Origin of the sequence: Ensifer sp. LC163 (assembly GCF_001695855.1) — a bacterium.
Lineage (GTDB): Bacteria > Pseudomonadota > Alphaproteobacteria > Rhizobiales > Rhizobiaceae > Ensifer.
Genome location: NZ_MBSS01000068.1, coordinates 96,757 through 113,827, shown reverse-complemented (window position 1 = coordinate 113,827; position 17,071 = coordinate 96,757). Strand labels below are relative to the sequence as shown.

Sequence of the window (17,071 nt, the reverse complement as noted above, 5' to 3'; positions counted from 1 at the left end):
GTTCGAAAGTGACTATGGAATTCAAACACCAGGCGACAGTGACGCTTGCCGAGGTCGCGGAAGCGGCCGGGGTCGGCGAGAGCACGGTCTCGCGGGTGCTGCGCAACCACGGCTCGTTTTCCGGCAAGACGCGGGACCGGGTGATGGCTGCGGTCGAGCGGCTCGGCTATGTGCCGAACCGGATCGCAGGAACGCTCGCCTCCACCGCTTCGCGCCTTGTCGCCTTCGTCATTCCCTCGCTATCCAACATCGTCTTTCCCGATGTACTGCGCGGCGCCAGCGCCGTTCTGGAGGAAAACCGGTATCAGGCGGTCTTCTCCGTCACCGACTATGATCCGGGGAAGGAAGAAGCGCTTGCCGCCGCGATGCTCGCCTGGCGGCCCGCGGCGGTGATGCTGGCGGGGTACGAGCACACGGAGGGCACGGTGAAGATGCTGCGCGCAAGCGGCTGCCGGATCGTCGAGCTGCTCGATCTGGACGGCGATGCGCTTGATCTGGCGGTCGGTTTCTCCAACCGCGCAGCCGGACGCGAAAGTGCTGCCTTCCTGCTCAAGCGGGGCTATCGCCGGATCGGGTATGTCGGCCACGACCTCAACCGCGATACGCGCGCCGGCAAGCGGTTTTCCGCTTTTTGCGAAACGCTGGGCGCGCATGACGCCCCCCTCGCCGATCGCGAAATTCTCGCCGGGGCATCGTCGGTGGAAAACGGCAGGCTGGGACTGGAGCGGCTGCTCGCCCGGACGCCCGATCTCGACGCGGTCTATTTCTCCAACGACGACATGGCGCTGGGCGGCTATTTTCACTGTCTGGCGCGGGGGATTGCGATCCCCTCGCAGCTTGCCATTTTCGGCTATAACGGCCTCGATATCGGCCGGGCAACGCCGCAGCCGCTCTCGACCATCCGCACGCCCCGCGTTGCGACCGGACATGTGGCGGCACAACTTGTCGTCGCCAATGCGCCACCCCAGGTCGTCGATCTCGGTTTTGAACTGATCGAAGGGGCAACTGCCTAGAGCTGGAGGAACTGTCATGTCCGACGCGCGCCTGCGTGAGGAAATCTGCCGTTACGGCCGCTCGCTGTTCGAACGCGGGCTGACGCCCGGGTCGTCGGGCAATATATCGCTGCGGCTGGAGGATGGCGGCTGGCTGGTCACGCCGACCAACGCCTCGCTCGGCTTCCTCGACCCGGCCCGTATCTCAAGGCTCGATGCCGCCGGGCGTCTCGTGTCCGGCGACAAGCCGACCAAGGAAATTCCGCTTCACACGGCCCTCTACGACACGCGCGGCAGCGCCCGCGCCATCGTCCATCTTCATTCCACCCACGCGGTTGCGCTGACCATGCTGCCGGAGATCGATCCGCGCGCCGCCCTGCCGCCGATGACGCCCTATTATCTCATGCGCGCCGGCGAGACCGCGCTGGTCCCCTATTACCGTCCCGGCGATCCGGCGGTGGCCGACGCGATCCGCGGGCTGGCGGGCAAATATTCGTCGGTGCTTCTGGCCAATCACGGACCGGTCGTCGCCGGCGACAGCCTGGAGGCGGCGGTTTTCGCTACCGAGGAATTGGAGGAGACGGCGAAGCTCTATCTGCTGCTGCGCAACCTCAACCCCCGTTACCTCAGCCCGGCGCAGGTGGCAGATCTCACCGAGACCTTCGGCCTCGACCTGCCGTCGCATCACGACCACGACCACGATTGATGCGCTATCGCCTGAAGCAGGCACTCATTCCTTCACCGCCCCGGTCATGGACGACACGTAATAATCGACGAAGAAGGAATAGAGGATCACCACCGGCAGCGAACCGAACAGCGCGCCCGCCATCAGCGCTCCCCATTCGAACACGTCGCCGCGGACCAGCTCCGTCAGCACGCCCACGGGCACGGTCTTGTTCTCCGAAGACTGGATGAAAGTGAGCGCATAGATGAACTCGTTCCAGGAAAGCGTGAAGGCAAAGATACCAGCCGAGATAAGCCCGGGGACGGCAAGCGGCAGGATGATCTTGATCAGGATCTGCCAGCGCGTCGCGCCATCCACCAGCGCACTCTCCTCGAGCTCGAACGGGATCGACCTGAAATAGCCCATCAGCAGCCAGGTGCAGAAGGGGATGAGGAAGGTCGGATAGGTAAAGATCAGCGCCAGCCTGGAATCGTAGATGCCGAACTTGAAGACGATGAATGCCAGCGGAATGAACAGGATCGAGGGCGGCACGAGATAGGCGAGAAAGATCATCAGGCCCACCGGCCGCGAGCCCGAGAACCGCACCCGCTCGATCGCGTAGGCCGCAAAGACCGAAGCCGCAAGCGACAGAAACGTCGCGCAGGTCGCCACCAGCATCGTGTTCCACAGCCAGCCTGGATAGGAGGTTTCGAACAGCAGGTACTTGATATGGTCAAACGTCGGCCCGACCACCCAGAAGGGGCTGTAATTGTTGTAATCCGTCAGCTGCGAATTCGGCTTCACTGCAGTGATCGCCATCCAGTAGAACGGAAAGAGCAGCACGAAGACGAACACCGCCATCGGCAGATAAACCATCACGATCCTGCGTGGCAGGCGGTTGAGATAGCTCATTCCCTGTACATCATCTGTCAGAACGGCATCTTCGGATTTCACGGTCGTTGTCATCGTCATTCTCCCCCAATCAATCCTGGCCACCCTGCTGCCATTTACGGCGTTGCAGACCGAAGAAGCTGAACATGATGGCGGCAAGCAGGAAGGGGATCATCGCCACAGCGATCGCCGCCCCCTCGCCCAGCTGTCCGCCGGGAATGCCGCGCTGGAAAGACAGCGTCGCCATCAGATGCGTCGCATTCACCGGCCCACCCTTGGTGAGCACATAGATGAGCTGGAAATCGGTGAAGGTGAACAGCACCGAGAAGGTCATGACGACGGCAATGATCGGCGTCAGCATCGGCAACGTCACATAGCGGAAGCGTTGCCAGCTCGTTGCACCGTCCAGCGACGCCGCCTCCTGCAGCGAGGCCGGAATGGTCTGCAGGCCAGCCAGCAACGAAATGGCGACAAAGGGAATGCCGCGCCAGACATTGGCTGCGATCACCGAGGCTCGGGCATTTTCCGGATCGCCCAGGAAGTTGATCGGACTGTCGATCACGCCGAGCTGCATCAGCGACCATGAAATGATCGAGAACTGCGCATCGTAGATCCACCAGAAGGCCAGCGCCGAGAGCACGGTGGGAACGACCCAGGGCAAGAGTACGATTGCCCGGAAGAAGGACTTGAATGGCAAATTTTCATTCAGCAGCAGCGCCAGCCAGAGCCCGAAGACGAATTTCAGGATCGACGCCACAATCGTGTAGAGCAACGTGTTGAAGACCGAGAGCCAGAAGACCGAGTCCTCGGCAAGGAAGATGTAGTTTTCGAGCCCGATGAACACCCCGTCACGACCGATGCGCGTGTCGGTAAAGCCAAGCCAGACGCCGAGACCGAGTGGATAGGTGAGGAAGCAGACAAGGAAGACGGCGGCCGGAAGCATGAAGAGGAAACCAATCATGTTCCTGTTCTGCATGAGCGAGGCCATCGCGGATGGCGGCTTCCTGGATGACGCTGTGGACATCGGACATCTCCCGTATAGCGGATTGGGGAACGGGTATCGGCGGGGCATTTCCGCCGATACCTTGTCTCAGCGGCCTATACAGGCCACGTTGGGATTTAGACCCGGTAGTAGCGGTTTGCCCGGCGCTCAGCCTCTACAATTGCCTCTTCCGGCGTCATCTGCCCCGTAACCGCGGTGGCGAACATGTCGACCAGCACGTAGTCGGCCATGACGCCGGCGGACGCATAGCCGAGCGGGCCGGCATAACCGTTCGGGCGCAGCGTTTCCGAGGCGCGCGCATAAGGCGCGTGGATCGGATCGGACGTCCAGACGGGATTGTCGGCGAAAGCCTTGAGCGGCTGGCAGCAGTACGCGCTGGAGCCCGTGATCCAGGCATTCATCTGGTCGGCCTCCATCATGAACTTGATGTACGCCTTGGCCGCTTCCGGATATTTCGTATGGCTGAAGAGCAGCAGCGAACTCGTCTGATGCAGCTCGACGCTCTGGCCGACCGGACCGACAGGGAAGTTCGTGGTGCGGATGTCGGCTGAAAGTTCCGCCATCGCCGGGTCCTTCTTCGACGCATAGTAGAGCGAGACGCCGTTCGCCGTCAGCGACACCTGGCCCGCCAGGAAGGCCCGGTTGTTGTTGATGTCGAGCCAGCTCTCGGTGCCCGGAATGAAGGTCTCGTAAAGCGCCTTGGCATAGTTGACCGCTTTGAGCGTCTCGGGGCTGTTGATGACGACCTTGCCGCCTTCATCGACCATCTTGCCGCCATGGCTCCAGAGCAGCCAATGGGCATAGTTGTTGCCGTCGCCGACGGCCTTGCCGTGCGGGAAGCCGGCTGGCGTTCCCTTGGCCTTCATGGCTTTGCAGAGTTCGAGGAACCCGTCGGTTTCCTTCGGAAATTCGCTGAAGCCGGCCGCCTTCATGTGACTATCGCGGTAGCAGATCGCATTGCCGATGGCCGCCAGCGGCATGGCGATGAACTTGTCGCCGCGCGAAGCATAACCCTTTACGCCATCGTACCAGCCGCCGTATTTGCCGCCGAGGTAGTTGGCGAGTTCGGTCAGATCGACGAGCTTGTCCGGATATTGATGGGCATCGTCGAACCAGCACATCACCATATCCGGCCCGGAGCCGACATTGGCAGCGACGGCCGCTTTCGGGCGAATGTCTTCCCAGCTTTCCTTGTCGATGCGGACCTCGACACCGGTCGCTTGGGTGAACTTCGCGGTGTTGGCAAGCCATGCATCCTCGTCACCCTTGACGAAGGGTGTCCAGCGCAACAGCCTCAGGTTAGCACCGTCCTCCGGCTTGTAGGCCGGCTCCGCCCCTTGGGCGAACGACGAGCGGATGCCGAAAGGCGAAAGGCCGGCCATGCCCGCGACCGCGGCGGATGCGGCAAGAAAATCACGTCTCTTGAAAGTCATAATGCTCCTCCTGGTGACACGGGACATCATCCTTTCCGGCACCCGCCGTCCCGTTTGGCGAATGCTGAGTTAATGGCTTCCGGAAATGCCGGAATGCCGGCCGATGCGTCAGGGCTCCTCTTCCCTCACGCAGCGCAAAACGGGACGGTATCAGTCGGTCAGCCGCACGCCGGTTTCGGCGTCGAACAGGTGCACATGATCGGCATCGATCGATAGGTGGATTGCCTCGCCCGGCCGGGCGGTCACGCGCTCACGGAAAACGCAGGTGACGTCCGTGCCGCCGAAGCGCACGATCAACTGCGTCTCGTAGCCGGTGGGCTCGATAACCGCGACGGTCACAGGAAACCCGTTCGGGTCGAGCGACATATATTCCGGCCGCAAGCCGTAGATCAGATCACGCCCTCTTGCCGCCGATGGCGACCGCGCGAGCGGCAGCGCCATGCCATCGGTTGCGATAAAGCTATTCGGATTTTGCGGGTCGAGCCTGCCTTTGATCATGTTCATCGCCGGCGAACCGATAAAACCCGCGACGAAAAGATTGGCGGGACTGTCGTAGAGGTCAAGCGGCGCGCCGATCTGTTCGACAATGCCGTCATGCATGACGACGATTTTGTCGGCCATGGTCATCGCCTCGATCTGGTCATGCGTGACATAGACGGTGGTCGTCTTCAGCCGCTGGTGCAGTTCCTTGATCTCGGCGCGCATTGCTACCCGCAGTTTCGCATCGAGGTTGGACAGCGGTTCGTCGAAGAGAAACACCTGCGGATCGCGCACGATCGCCCTGCCCATGGCCACGCGCTGGCGCTGGCCGCCGGAGAGCTGGCGCGGATAGCGGTCGAGCAGCTTGGAAAGTCCCAAAATTCCGGCCGCGGTGCCGACGCGCTTCTCGATCTCGGATTTCGGCGAGCCGTTCAGCATAAGGGAGAAAGCCATATTGTCGGCGACCGTCATATGCGGGTAGAGCGCATAGTTCTGGAACACCATGGCGATATCCCGATCCTTGGGCGGCAGGGCGTTGACCACCTTGTCGCCGATGCGGATCTCGCCCGCTGAAATGTTTTCAAGCCCGGCCAGCATTCGCAGAAGCGTCGATTTCCCGCAGCCCGACGGGCCGACAAGGATGACGAATTCGCCATCCTCGATTTCGATATTCACGCCCTTGATGACGGGAAAGGCTCCGAATGATTTTCTGACATCGACGAAGTCAACGCCTGCCATATACTTTCCTCCCTGTGAATTTCATCTGAAATCGGCGGATTGTCCGGCGGCCTCCTCATGCCGTACTCGGACCCCGTCCGGTTCCCGATCGACTGCCCTTACCCTCGCCCCACCAGCGGCATCTTCGTCGCCATGACCGTCATCGTCAGCACATTCGCCTCCAGCGGCAGGCTTGCCATGTAGACAACGGCTTCGGCGATATGCGCGACCGGGATCGTCGGCTCACTGGCGGTCGCGCCATTCGCCTGCAACACCCCGGAATTCATCTTCGACGTCATGTCGGTCGCGGCATTGCCGATATCGATCTGGCCGCAGGCGATGTCATATTTGCGCCCGTCGAGCGCGGTCGACTTCGTCAACCCCGTGATCGCATGCTTGGTTGCCGTGTAAGGCGCGGAGTTCGGCCGCGGCGTCTGGGCCGAAATCGAGCCGTTGTTGATGATCCTCCCGCCGCGCGGCGCCTGCGCCTTCATCAGCCGGAACGCCTGCTGTGTGCAGAGAAAGGCACCCGTGAGGTTCGCGGCGAGAATACCGCTCCATTGCTCGAAGGTCACATCTTCCAGCGACACTGGCGGCACGGTGGAACCGGCATTGTTGACCAGCAAGTCGAGCCGGCCGAACTCCCTGCGGATCGCCTCGAAAAGGCGAGCGACCGCAGCGGGGTCGCCGATATCTGCAACGATCGCCCGCACGGTTTCTCCCGTTTGCACCGCTATGTCGCCAGCGGCTTTATCGAGCACGTCGGCGCGCCGGCCGGTGATGACGACGGTATAACCCTCCGCGCTCAAGGCCCCGGCGATGCCGCGTCCGACGCCCGTGCCGCCGCCCGTCACCAATGCGATCTTGCCTTCGCCGGATTTCAAAGCGCGGACCATCTCAGATATGTCCTCCGAGTTCGTCTTCGATATGGATCCTGATGATCTCGTCGAAGTTGGTTTCGGCTTTGAAACCCAGTTGGGAAGCACGCCGCGCGTCGAAATCGGTCGCCCAGCCTGAAACAATCGACTGGATAACCGGGTCGGGCTCACGGCGGATGAGCTTGACGGCCTTCAGACCGGCCACACGCCGAAGCGCTTCGATCTCTTCACCAACGAGGGCGGAAAGGCCAGGCATGGTCAGATTGCGTCTCGGGCCGATCGCGGACGTATCCATCCGCGCGGCATGAATGAAGAAACCGACTGCCGAACGCGGGCTTGCAAACCAGTGACGCAAGTTCTCGTCCACCGGCAACACCGCCTCCTGACCTGCCAGCGGCTCGCGGAGAATATTGGAAAAGAAGCCGGACGCCGCCTTGTTGGGTTTGCCGGGGCGGATGCAGATCGTCGGCAGGCGGATGCCGACGCCATCGAAAATGCCGCGCCTCGAATAGTCGGCGAGAAGCAGTTCGCAGATTGCCTTCTGCGTACCGTAGCTCGTCAGTGGCGTGGTAAAGAACTCGTCGCCGATCTTTTCCGGGAAAGGCTTTCCGAAAACGGCGATCGACGAGGCGAAGATGACCCGCGGAACGTAGGGCTCCCGCAAACTCTCATGGCGGATCGCCTCGAAGAGCGCCCGCGTTCCGTCAAGATTGACCTTGTAGCCCTTGTCGAAATCAGCCTCGGCCTCACCGGAAACGATCGCCGCGAGGTGGAAGATCACGTCGGGGCGCAAAGCGACCAGTTTGCCAGCGGCGTCCTCGGTTGACAGATCAAGCGCGAGTGCCTTCGCGATCGGCGACAGCCCTTGAGGCACAGGCGGCTCGATCACATCCACCAGCGCCAGCCTGGAAATATCGTAGCCAAGCGCGCCTTCCTCTGAGGCGAGCTTCTCCACCAGTTTGCGGCCGACCATCCCGGCCGCTCCAATCACCATGATATGCATTTCCGGCGAACCTCCCCGTCTGCCGCCCGGCTCAGCCGGATCAGCCTGCCGTCCCGCTCTTGTTCTTTTCCCGTTTTTTCTGCCCGCTCCCCGCAAGCAGTTCCTTCGTCGTGTCGTAGATCCGGGTGAGATGCTGGCGAAATGCAGCGATCACCGCGTCCCGGTCGCGCCGCTCCAGTGCCTCCACGATCTCGGTGTGGTCGTCATAGCTGGCATCGATAGCGCCCGGCCGTGACATCGCGCTGCGCCGGTAGTCCATCATGTAGGTGTAGAGATCGGTGACGAAATCGGACAGCAGCGGGTTTCCGCAAGCCCGATAGATTCCCATGTGGAATTCGCGGTCGCAGATCAGGAAGCGCATGGCGTCATCGCCACACAGCTTCTGCGCTTCGAGCAGGCTTTTGAGCTTGCCCAGCGTCTCTTCATCAATCCGATCGGCAGCATCGCCGACGACCTTCAGCTCGATATGCAGCCGGGCCGCATGAACATCGTCGAGATCGTAGCTGTCGATGGCGTTGGGCGAAGCGATGGTAACGGTGAGATGGCTGAGATCGACATTGCAGATCCGTGTGCGGCTGCCCTGAGACACCTCGACGATACCGCGCGCGGCGAGCGTCTGGATGGCACCGCGCACGGTCTCGCGGCTGACATGAAGCACATTGGCGAGCTCCCGTTCGCCCGGCAAGACGTCGCCGGGGCGCAGCATGTTGGTGGCGATTAGCACCATCAGCTTGTCGGCGATGAGGTCACGAGCCGTGCGCCGGTCGAGACTCTGCCCGACCTTTGGCATTTGCGTGAGTATCGGGCTGCCGTCCATCGCCACCATCACCTCCAACTGACCCACTGGTTGGTCCAGCAGATCAGTTTCCATGGAGCCGCGAAAAGTATGACTAGTCAAGACAGGTTCGTTGCTGCACCGCATCAAAGATCGGCCCACCGCCAACACAGCTACGCATAGAACCCAAGAAGTCGCGGTGCCTTTGAAATGGCGAGTATGCGGAAGCGATGGTCGGGCGCACCGCAGTGCACCATAATTGAGCAATGCCCTCTCAGAGGGCTATTATTTGAACAGCATCGAACGCCCCGCTGGGACCCGCCTCGCTAGGTTATTGAAATCACTAGGGACCCAGTTTCGCTCCAGCTGGCATGCTATTTGCTTTCCTGATCTCGAGACCAAGCGGATTCCGTCGCAGGCGCCCAATGTCGCGCGCCAAGTGCAAAGTTGCTGAACAGGATCGACGCGCCCAATCCGATGGGCGTCGTCTTCGCTCATGGTGTTTCCAGGACCAACAGGAGAATGGCGCGTTCAACGCGCCGGGAGATGCAATGTCCGCTCTTCATCAAACACAAGAGATCTCTGCAAGCGAGCAAGCGCGCGCGCTGTGGACCTCCGCGACTGCCTTCACCGTCTGTTTTGCCGTATGGACGATCTTTTCCATCATCGGCGTGCGCATCAAAGACGAACTCGGCCTCACCGAGGCGCAATTCGGCCTGCTGATTGGCATGCCCATCCTCACCGGCTCGCTGATCCGCATTGTGCTGGGTATCTGGACGTGCCGCTATGGCGGCCGGCTCGTCTACACCGTCACCATGACGGCAGCAGCCCTTGCCACGTTTCTCCTCTCCCACGCAAAGACCTATCCCGAGATGCTGCTCGCGGGGCTGGGCATTGGCCTGGCTGGTGGCTCGTTCGCCGTCGGTGTCGCCTATGTGTCGCCCTTCTTTCCGCCGGAAAAACAGGGGACGGCGCTCGGAATTTTCGGCGCCGGCAATGTCGGTGCAGCTGTGACCAAGTTTGCGGCTCCGCTCGTTCTCGTTGCCTTCGGCTGGCAGACCGTCGCACAAATCTGGTCCGCAGTGCTGCTCATCACGGCCGTCGTCTTCTGGTTTTCCACGAACGACGACCCTCAGTTTCGCGCGCGCCGCAATCACCAAGTTCCGCGAAAGAGCTTCCTGCAAGAGTTCGAGCCGCTCCGGAACATTCAGGTCTGGCGCTTCGCTCTCTACTACTTCTTCGCCTTTGGCGGCTTCGTTGCTTTGTCGCTTTGGCTGCCGCGCTACCTGGTCGGCGTCTACGGTTTCCGCATCGAGACCGCCGGCATGATCGCCGCAGCCTATTCGATCCCTGGCAGCATCTTCCGCGCTTATGGCGGCATGCTTTCCGATAAGATCGGGGCACGCAAGATCATGTACGCGACGCTTTCCGTCGCGGCCGTGGCGACGCTCATTCTATCCGTGCCGGCAGGTGGGGCGGGCGGAGCAATGCCGATTGCTGTGACCCCGGCCGTCTTTGTCTTCGTGATCTTTGTGCTCGGCTTTTTCATGAGCCTCGGCAAGGCGGCGGTCTACAAGCATATTCCCGCCTATTACCCCGCCAGTGTCGGCGCCGTCGGCGGCATCGTTGGTATGATGGGCGGTCTTGGCGGCTTCGTCCTGCCGATCGCTTTCGGCTTTCTCAAGGATGCGACCGGCCTCTGGTCGAGCTGTTTCATGCTGCTCTTCGCGATCGTTGCGGTTTCACTTATCTGGATGACCGCCTCAATACGGCAGTTCAAGCGCCACGCCGAAGAAGACATGCCAGCCGGCGCCTTTGCTCGATAGGTGGTCCGGAGCGACCTGAAATATCCAAAGCTTCGGGGTGAAAGAGCTTCCCCGCAGGGCCGAGCCAAGGCCCTGCTTCTTGCCCGGCCACTTTGTGCCGGGCATTTTTTTGCTATTTCGCCGGGCGCCAAAAGCGCCGCGTGTGAAGGCTCGCACCTTGGGATCGCGAAGGCAATACCGCAGACCGCCAAGCCGTGCCCGCGCCGCAGGCCCCATCCGGACCCTTCGAGATGGCGGCCGTTCCCTAGAAAGACGACATGAGGGAAACGGCAATGGTCCTGAGACCTGGGATGACGAAGAAGCGCGGCCTCAAGGGTTTCCGGAGGCACAGCAAGCTGACATGTTCCTTTTCTGTTCCGAACCGCGCCATCGGCCAGCGAAGAAGGCGTCGAACCGGGTAACGGCCTGACGTGCTCCTCACGTCAATCTACGGGCCATTTTTCCCCACGCCGCCTCACGCGCGCGGGGCCGACGGGGCCGCCTGTCGGTCTCGACAGATGCGTCTTGGTCAATGAGCCACCGGCGATGACGAGTACGTTGTCAAAGAACTCCTCGCCGCTTGCGGATTTCGGAGGCGTGGCGTCGTGCATGACGCTGATCACCGTCGCGCCAGGGCAATCGTCCTTGAGGGCCTGGTGAAAGGCGACCGCCGCCTCGCGGTCGAGAGCGCTGGTCGGTTCGTCGAGAAACAGGAGCCCCGGGCGCAGTAACAGGATCCGCGCCAGAACGAGCTTTTGCTTCTGACCGCCGGAAAGAAGCTGGTCCCAGCTTTGGTTGTCGCGCCCCTCCTCGGCAAGGTCGCCGATGAAATCGGCAAGACCGGCTTTTGTCAACGCTGCGGCGGCCTCAGTATCTGAGTGCGCCTCGACGGGATCGGGGAGGCAAATCAGCTCCTTCAGCGATATTGTCGGCAGCTTTATGTCCTGCGCGGCATAGAGGGCCCGCACCTTCCTGGGCAAGACAATGGTGCCGCGGCCATGCGGCCAGAGTCCGTTGAACGCGTTGAGCAACGACGACTTGCCGCTGCCCGATTCGCCGACGAGAAGCGTCCATTCGCCACGGTCGAAGTGGAGGAGCCCGGTCGTGACGAAGGGTTGATCATCGCCCGGGTGCATCAGTTCAAGATGCCGGATCGTCAAGCCGAACTCAGGATCCTGCCGGGTATAGTGCAGCTCGGCGTGACCGGTGTGGGCATAGAAATCGCGCGGCTGCTGCACGTCTTCGATGGCTTTTGCAAGGTCGACAATACGGCCCGCATTCGCCCTGAGCCTCGCTATGTCGGGCATGACGTGGATGAACCACGAACAATCGTTGATGATCGCATTGGCGAGCTCCGCGCCGGTTACGTATGCTTGCAAGCTGAGCCTGGCCTCCACATAGGGGAGCAGCCCGGGCGCGTAGGCGACGATGCGCGAGCTGAAAAAGTTGTAGACGAGTTCGAAACCCATATAGCTCGCGGTCAGAATGTTGAGCCTTGCCCAGGTGCGGTCAATGTCGAGATAGCGCCGCCTGTGAACACCGTTCTGTGCTTCCTCGCCGCCGGCGGCCGCGACGTGGAAACTGCGGTGGAGGAGCGTGGTCAGTTCGCGGCGGTAGCTGCCTTCAGCCCATTGCATCCTGACATCCAGCCTTTGCTGGATCGCTCCGATCTTCACAGCCAAAAGCGTGTTGGCGGGGACATAGGCGACGACGGCCACAAGCGTCAGACAGGCGCTGGCGTAACTGCCAAGGAACTCCAGTCCGCTGACCTTGGTGGACGTTTCGATGATTTTGCCCCCGACAAAGAGCAGCGACAGGACCACGCCGGCGATGCCCATGGCAAGCCCGATGGCGCCGCCGGTCATGCCCTTGATCGATTCCTGGATGCGCTGGTCGATATTGTCCGGCACTGCCGCGTCGGACAGAACGGCGTCCACCGCCCCGTGCTGCAGGTGAAAATGCGTATGGTTGCGGTCGAGCAGTGCGTCGTTGAAACGCCGGTCAAGCCAGGCGCGCCACTTGCGATGCAGGCTCGTCGAGAAGAAGTGGCGGACTGCGGTGAAACCGACTTCCTTGAGCACGACGATCGCGGCCAAGGTCACGGCGCTTGCCAGAAGCGACTTGAGCGTCGTCGGGTTTTCCGGATGGTGGAGGAAGGCGATTGCGCTGACAAGTTCGCCCGACGCCTCGGCGAACCAGACGCTAGCCATTGCCGACAGGGCCGTAAGCACGACGATGATCGCCGCCAGTCCCCAAGCCTCCTGCCATCTGTCGGAGAACCAATAGGCCCACATCAGCCCCCAGAAGCTGCGCATCGAGGAGACGGGGGTCGGCTGCGGCTGCTTTCCCAGTTGCGGCTTCACCAGTGCAGCGCCTCCCCGCCGGTGATCAGTACATCCCTCACTGATGTTCCCTTGTTATTGCATTCGCCGCTCACCCCGCGAAGAGCGGAGTGCCGGTTGACTCCTCCCCGGTTCGATGCCTAGCTCGCTACCCTCAAGGCTCCTGAAACGTTCCTGACCAGATGTCATGACGGAGGCGTGACGCTTCGATTCCATGGCGACTGTCAGTCGGCAGTGTCTTCAGCTGCGGTGTGTTGCATCAAACCGTCCAGGCCAACGGCAGCGAGCAACAACGATCCTCACTGCAACAGACGCTACAAACAAGTATAGTCCCTAAGCGATCGCGGAGGGAGCAGGAAAAGAACAAATGTCCGTGGACGCGGGACCGCGAAAGTGGACGCCGGTGTGGAGCAACGGCCGAACGGACGTCTGATACTGACGTGGCCGTGCTCTATATGCGATGGATTAGGTAAGCGGGCTTGCAGTGCCTCCAATAGTTTCCACGCAAAAGAACCGTGGCCGGCAATTCCGTTACTGATACGCACCAAGACGAACGCGACGCGTTGTGCTATAATGTTTGCTTATGGCGACGGAAGCTGGGCAGCCGATTTCACCTGTTCAAGAGCAGGATTTGCGCGGTCGCGACATGATTGCGATCGTTAAGGAATTTGTGCGCGAAGTGCATCCTCGGCACGATCGAGCCATGGATGTCGTCCCTTCGAGCCGCATCGAACGCGATCTCGGCATCGACAGCCTCGGCCGGACTGAACTGGCCTTGCGGATCGAGCGCGCATTTCGCGTGCATTTGCCCGCCGAAATCGTCGCCGGGGCGGAGACGGTCCTTGACCTTGTGCAAGCCTTGGAGCGGGCACAGCCAGCGGGGGAGCGGATCGCCGCTGGTACGCCGCCAGCTGCCGTTCTGCCGTCCGCACCGGCCGCGACTGAGGCGCGCACGCTGGTCGAGGCTCTGGAGTGGCATGCGACGCGGCATTCCGACCGACGTCATCTGACCGTGTTGCAGGACGAGGTGACCAGTCTCGGAGCCCTGACCTATGGAGAACTTGCGACGAGAGCGCGCCGGATTGCCGGTAGCCTGATTGTCCGCGGCGTTGTTCCGGGTGACCGGGTGGCACTGATGCTGCCAACCGGCATCGATTTCTTCGTCGCGTTCTTCGGGATCCTTTACGCCGGCGCCATTCCGGTTCCGATATACCCCCCGACACGGCTTGCACAGCTTGAGGAGCATGTCCGCCGCCAGGCCGGCATTCTCGGCAATGCGGGCGCCCGCCTGCTTATCACAATGCCGGAGGCACGGCGGCTCGCCGGACTACTCAGAGCGCTTGTGGACACGTTGAACGCGGTCGATTGCGTCGCCGATATAGAGAGCGCGGCAGCAGCGGTGGACCTTCCCCAATCTTGCGACCCGAATGCCGTCGCGCTCATTCAATATACCTCCGGCAGTACGGGCGACCCGAAAGGGGTCGTGCTGAGCCACGCCAATCTGCTTTCCAACATTCGTGCGATGGGCGGCGCCATGCAGGCGAGTTCGGCCGACATCGTCGTGAGCTGGCTGCCGCTCTACCACGACATGGGTCTCATCGGCGCGTGGCTGGGATGCCTCTACTATGCCGCGCCGCTTTACGCGATGTCGCCTCTGAGCTTCCTCGGAAGGCCGGCAGCCTGGCTGTGGGCGATGCACAACTTTCGGGCGACGTTCTCCGCTTCGCCGAATTTCGGCTTCGAAATTTGCCTCAATAAGGTTGCCGACGCCGACCTGGAGGGCCTCGATCTCTCTTCGCTGCGTATGGTCGCTAATGGCGCGGAGCCGGTGAGCGCGCGCACGCTTCGCAGGTTCATCGAGCGGTTCGGCCGTTACGGCCTTTCCGCTGAGGCGGTGGCCCCGGTCTATGGGCTTGCTGAGAGTTCGGTGGGCCTCGCCTTTCCGCCGCTGGAACGCCCGCCTGTTGTCGATCGCGTCGACCGCGATCGCTTGGCCACAAGCGGCGTGGCAGAACCTGCCAGCCCGGAAGACCATACGGCCCTTGAAATCGTGGCCTGCGGCCAGCCATTGCCCGGCCATGAGATTCGGATTGTCGATGAAGCGGGCCATGAACTCGAGGAACGGCGGGAAGGAAGGCTCGAGTTCCGTGGTCCCTCGGCGACGGCCGGCTATTTCCGAAACGACGAAAAGACCCGCGCGCTCTTCCATGACGACTGGCTCGACAGCGGCGATCGCGCCTATATGGCCGGGGGCGACGTCTTCGTCACGGGCCGCGTCAAGGACATCATCATTCGTGCCGGTCGCCATCTCTATCCGCAAGAAATCGAAGAGGCGGCGGCGGCCTTGCCGGGAATACGCAAGGGAGGGGTCGTGGTCTTCGGCACATCCGATCCGGACTCCGGCACTGAGCGAGTGGTGGTCGTCGCCGAGACGGCCCAGACCGATCCGGCTTCACGGGCATCGCTGCAGGCGCGCGTGATCGACGTCACGACCGACATCGCAGGCACGCCGGCCGACGAGGTTGTCCTGGTCCCGCCGCGGTCGGTGCCCAAGACATCGAGCGGCAAGATCCGCAGGAGCGCCTCGAAAGCGCTCTACGAGTCGGGCCGCATGGGATCCGCCCCACACAGCCTCGCGCTGCAATTCACACGCTTGATACTGTTGAGTGCCGTCCCTCAGATGTGGCGCTCTGCGCGGCTCTTTCGGGAGGCGCTGTATGCAGCCTGGTGGTGGACGGTTCTTGGCGTTGCAGTGCTGCTCGGGTCCCTCGCCGTGCTCGTTATCCCGCGTCTCCCCTGGCGCTGGCGTGCCGTTCGGTGGATTGCGCGCATTGCGTTCGCAGTCATGGGCGTGTCCGTCTCTACCGGGGGAACGGAGCGCATCCCGAAGAGCGGCGCGATGCTGGTCTTCAATCATTCGAGCTATGCAGATGCGCTCGTTCTGGCGGCCGGCCTTCCGGGCGAACCAGCGATCGTCGCCAAGAGGGAACTGGCCGAGCACTTCGTCGCGGGCCCGCTGCTGCGGCGCCTCGGTATTCCCTTCGTCGAACGCTACGACGTTTCCGCGAGCCTCCAGGATGCCGAGGCGTTGACAGGTCTTGCCCGCGAGGGCCGTGTGCTGGTCTTCTTTCCGGAGGGTACCCTCACCCGCAGAGCCGGTCTTTCAGGCTTCTATCTCGGTGCGTTCAAGGTAGCGGCGGAAGCCGGCCTTGCGATCCTGCCGGGGGTCATTCGTGGAACGAGATCGATGCTCCGAAGCAATCAATGGTTTCCGAGACATGTGCCGCTCAGCGTCGAGATCGGCGAGCCGATTGCGCCGTCGGGCACGGACTTCGGATCCGTTCTGCGGCTGCGCGACGCGGTACGCAGCGCAATCCTCGCCCGCTGCGGCGAACCCGATCTCGGCGGGCTGGCAAAGCCGGAACCGCCACAAGTCGTGGCGTAGCGGCACGGCCCCTCCTGCAGTCAACGGCCGATGACAAGCGAAGGCGGCAGGTCGCGCACGCTCGGCGAACTCTTGCCGCAGGCCAAGTCCCATGGCTGGCACGGCCTGTTTTCTCGACGGGGAGAGGGCAGCATGGTATGGTTTCGCACGCACCGGCCTTTCACTCAGGAGTGTTCGGCAGGTCGGTGGAAGGGATGGCCTGCAATGAACGCCACGGGCCAGATATCCGGGTTCGGCTGGGAGCATTTCCATCATGACGCCGACATCGGGGTGCGCGGAAGTGGTCGGTCTGTTGTGGAGGCCTTCGAGCAGGCCGCCTTGGGCCTGACCCGGATTGTCACCTACAGTCCGATCGCCGCGGATATCCGGGTTGAGGTAGAATGCCGTCAATGCGACCTGGAATTGCTCTTCGTGGACTGGCTCGACGCCATCATTTACGAGATAGCGACCCGTAAGGTGCTTTTTGGGTGCTTCGCGGTGCGCATAGAGGGGCTCTTTCTGCAGGGCTCGCTTTGGGGCGAACCCGTTGACGTGGTGCGGCACGCACCAGCTTGCGAACCGAAGGGTGCCACGCTCACGGCATTGAAGGTGGCGCGAGACGACAGTGGCATCTGGACCGCACAGTGCGTGATCGACGTATGAG

Annotated in this window: 13 protein-coding genes; 5 read left to right on the top strand and 8 right to left on the bottom strand. The window is 62.0% G+C overall.

Annotation, left to right across the window (positions count from 1 at the left end; all coding sequences use genetic code 11):
- Positions 1-14: 14 nt before the first annotated feature.
- Complete coding sequence (locus tag BC360_RS29925; protein ID WP_065797923.1) at positions 15-1,013, top strand: LacI family DNA-binding transcriptional regulator; 999 nt, start codon at positions 15-17, stop codon at positions 1,011-1,013.
- Between the two features lie 16 nt (positions 1,014-1,029).
- Entirely contained in the window at positions 1,030-1,698 is a 669-nt protein-coding gene (locus BC360_RS29920) for an aldolase (protein WP_065377125.1), read from the top strand.
- A gap of 24 nt (positions 1,699-1,722) precedes the next feature.
- Here BC360_RS29920 and BC360_RS29915 read toward each other — a convergent pair whose 3' ends face one another.
- The 7 genes from BC360_RS29915 to BC360_RS29885 form a co-directional block, all read right to left on the bottom strand.
- Positions 1,723-2,622 carry a carbohydrate ABC transporter permease gene (locus BC360_RS29915; protein ID WP_065784720.1) on the bottom strand — a complete coding sequence of 300 codons (900 nt, stop codon included), beginning with the start codon at positions 2,620-2,622 and terminating at the stop codon, positions 1,723-1,725.
- Between the two features lie 16 nt (positions 2,623-2,638).
- Complete coding sequence (locus BC360_RS29910) at positions 2,639-3,571, bottom strand: carbohydrate ABC transporter permease (protein WP_053249896.1); 933 nt, start codon at positions 3,569-3,571, stop codon at positions 2,639-2,641.
- Between the two features lie 95 nt (positions 3,572-3,666).
- Positions 3,667-4,983 carry an ABC transporter substrate-binding protein gene (locus BC360_RS29905; RefSeq protein ID WP_053249895.1) on the bottom strand — a complete coding sequence of 439 codons (1,317 nt, stop codon included), beginning with the start codon at positions 4,981-4,983 and terminating at the stop codon, positions 3,667-3,669.
- Between the two features lie 150 nt (positions 4,984-5,133).
- Entirely contained in the window at positions 5,134-6,201 is a 1,068-nt protein-coding gene (locus BC360_RS29900; RefSeq protein ID WP_065797922.1) for an ABC transporter ATP-binding protein, read from the bottom strand.
- 98 nt (positions 6,202-6,299) lie between these two features.
- Complete coding sequence (locus BC360_RS29895; protein ID WP_065784718.1) at positions 6,300-7,076, bottom strand: SDR family oxidoreductase; 777 nt, start codon at positions 7,074-7,076, stop codon at positions 6,300-6,302.
- A 1-nt stretch (position 7,077) separates the two neighbouring features.
- On the bottom strand, positions 7,078-8,061 hold the full coding sequence (gene denD / locus BC360_RS29890; protein WP_065797921.1) for a D-erythronate dehydrogenase: 984 nt from the start codon (positions 8,059-8,061) through the stop codon (positions 7,078-7,080).
- Positions 8,062-8,101: 40 nt separating this feature from the next.
- The gene (locus tag BC360_RS29885) at positions 8,102-8,878 is read right to left on the bottom strand and encodes a FadR/GntR family transcriptional regulator (RefSeq protein WP_065377142.1); all 777 of its coding nucleotides are present in this window, start codon (positions 8,876-8,878) and stop codon (positions 8,102-8,104) included.
- 509 nt (positions 8,879-9,387) lie between these two features.
- On the opposite strand from BC360_RS29885, the gene BC360_RS29880 reads away from it, so the two are divergent.
- Complete coding sequence (locus BC360_RS29880) at positions 9,388-10,662, top strand: MFS transporter (protein ID WP_065797920.1); 1,275 nt, start codon at positions 9,388-9,390, stop codon at positions 10,660-10,662.
- Positions 10,663-11,084: 422 nt separating this feature from the next.
- Here BC360_RS29880 and BC360_RS29875 read toward each other — a convergent pair whose 3' ends face one another.
- Entirely contained in the window at positions 11,085-12,956 is a 1,872-nt protein-coding gene (locus tag BC360_RS29875; RefSeq protein ID WP_083222789.1) for an ABC transporter ATP-binding protein/permease, read from the bottom strand.
- 673 nt (positions 12,957-13,629) lie between these two features.
- Between BC360_RS29875 and BC360_RS29870 the strand changes: the two genes are divergently transcribed.
- Together BC360_RS29870 and BC360_RS29865 are read left to right on the top strand one after the other, a co-directional pair.
- Positions 13,630-16,428, top strand: a complete 2,799-nt coding sequence (locus BC360_RS29870) for an AMP-binding protein (protein WP_244512994.1) — start codon at positions 13,630-13,632, stop codon at positions 16,426-16,428.
- Between the two features lie 204 nt (positions 16,429-16,632).
- A complete protein-coding gene (locus tag BC360_RS29865; protein WP_065784714.1) occupies positions 16,633-17,070 on the top strand; it encodes an archease in 438 nt (145 codons plus the stop codon).
- Position 17,071: the final 1 nt, after the last annotated feature.

What these genes read in the sequence shown, in the direction of transcription:
- BC360_RS29925 (WP_065797923.1), top strand. Translation starts at nt 15, where the DNA reads ATGGAATTCAAACACCAGGCGACAGTGACGCTTGCCGAGGTCGCGGAA.
- BC360_RS29920 (WP_065377125.1), top strand. Translation starts at nt 1,030, where the DNA reads ATGTCCGACGCGCGCCTGCGTGAGGAAATCTGCCGTTACGGCCGCTCG.
- BC360_RS29915 (WP_065784720.1), bottom strand. Translation starts at nt 2,622, where the DNA reads ATGACAACGACCGTGAAATCCGAAGATGCCGTTCTGACAGATGATGTA.
- BC360_RS29910 (WP_053249896.1), bottom strand. Translation starts at nt 3,571, where the DNA reads ATGTCCACAGCGTCATCCAGGAAGCCGCCATCCGCGATGGCCTCGCTC.
- BC360_RS29905 (WP_053249895.1), bottom strand. Translation starts at nt 4,983, where the DNA reads ATGACTTTCAAGAGACGTGATTTTCTTGCCGCATCCGCCGCGGTCGCG.
- BC360_RS29900 (WP_065797922.1), bottom strand. Translation starts at nt 6,201, where the DNA reads ATGGCAGGCGTTGACTTCGTCGATGTCAGAAAATCATTCGGAGCCTTT.
- BC360_RS29895 (WP_065784718.1), bottom strand. Translation starts at nt 7,076, where the DNA reads ATGGTCCGCGCTTTGAAATCCGGCGAAGGCAAGATCGCATTGGTGACG.
- denD (WP_065797921.1), bottom strand. Translation starts at nt 8,061, where the DNA reads ATGCATATCATGGTGATTGGAGCGGCCGGGATGGTCGGCCGCAAACTG.
- BC360_RS29885 (WP_065377142.1), bottom strand. Translation starts at nt 8,878, where the DNA reads ATGGACGGCAGCCCGATACTCACGCAAATGCCAAAGGTCGGGCAGAGT.
- BC360_RS29880 (WP_065797920.1), top strand. Translation starts at nt 9,388, where the DNA reads ATGTCCGCTCTTCATCAAACACAAGAGATCTCTGCAAGCGAGCAAGCG.
- BC360_RS29875 (WP_083222789.1), bottom strand. Translation starts at nt 12,956, where the DNA reads ATGCGCAGCTTCTGGGGGCTGATGTGGGCCTATTGGTTCTCCGACAGA.
- BC360_RS29870 (WP_244512994.1), top strand. Translation starts at nt 13,630, where the DNA reads ATGATTGCGATCGTTAAGGAATTTGTGCGCGAAGTGCATCCTCGGCAC.
- BC360_RS29865 (WP_065784714.1), top strand. Translation starts at nt 16,633, where the DNA reads ATGAACGCCACGGGCCAGATATCCGGGTTCGGCTGGGAGCATTTCCAT.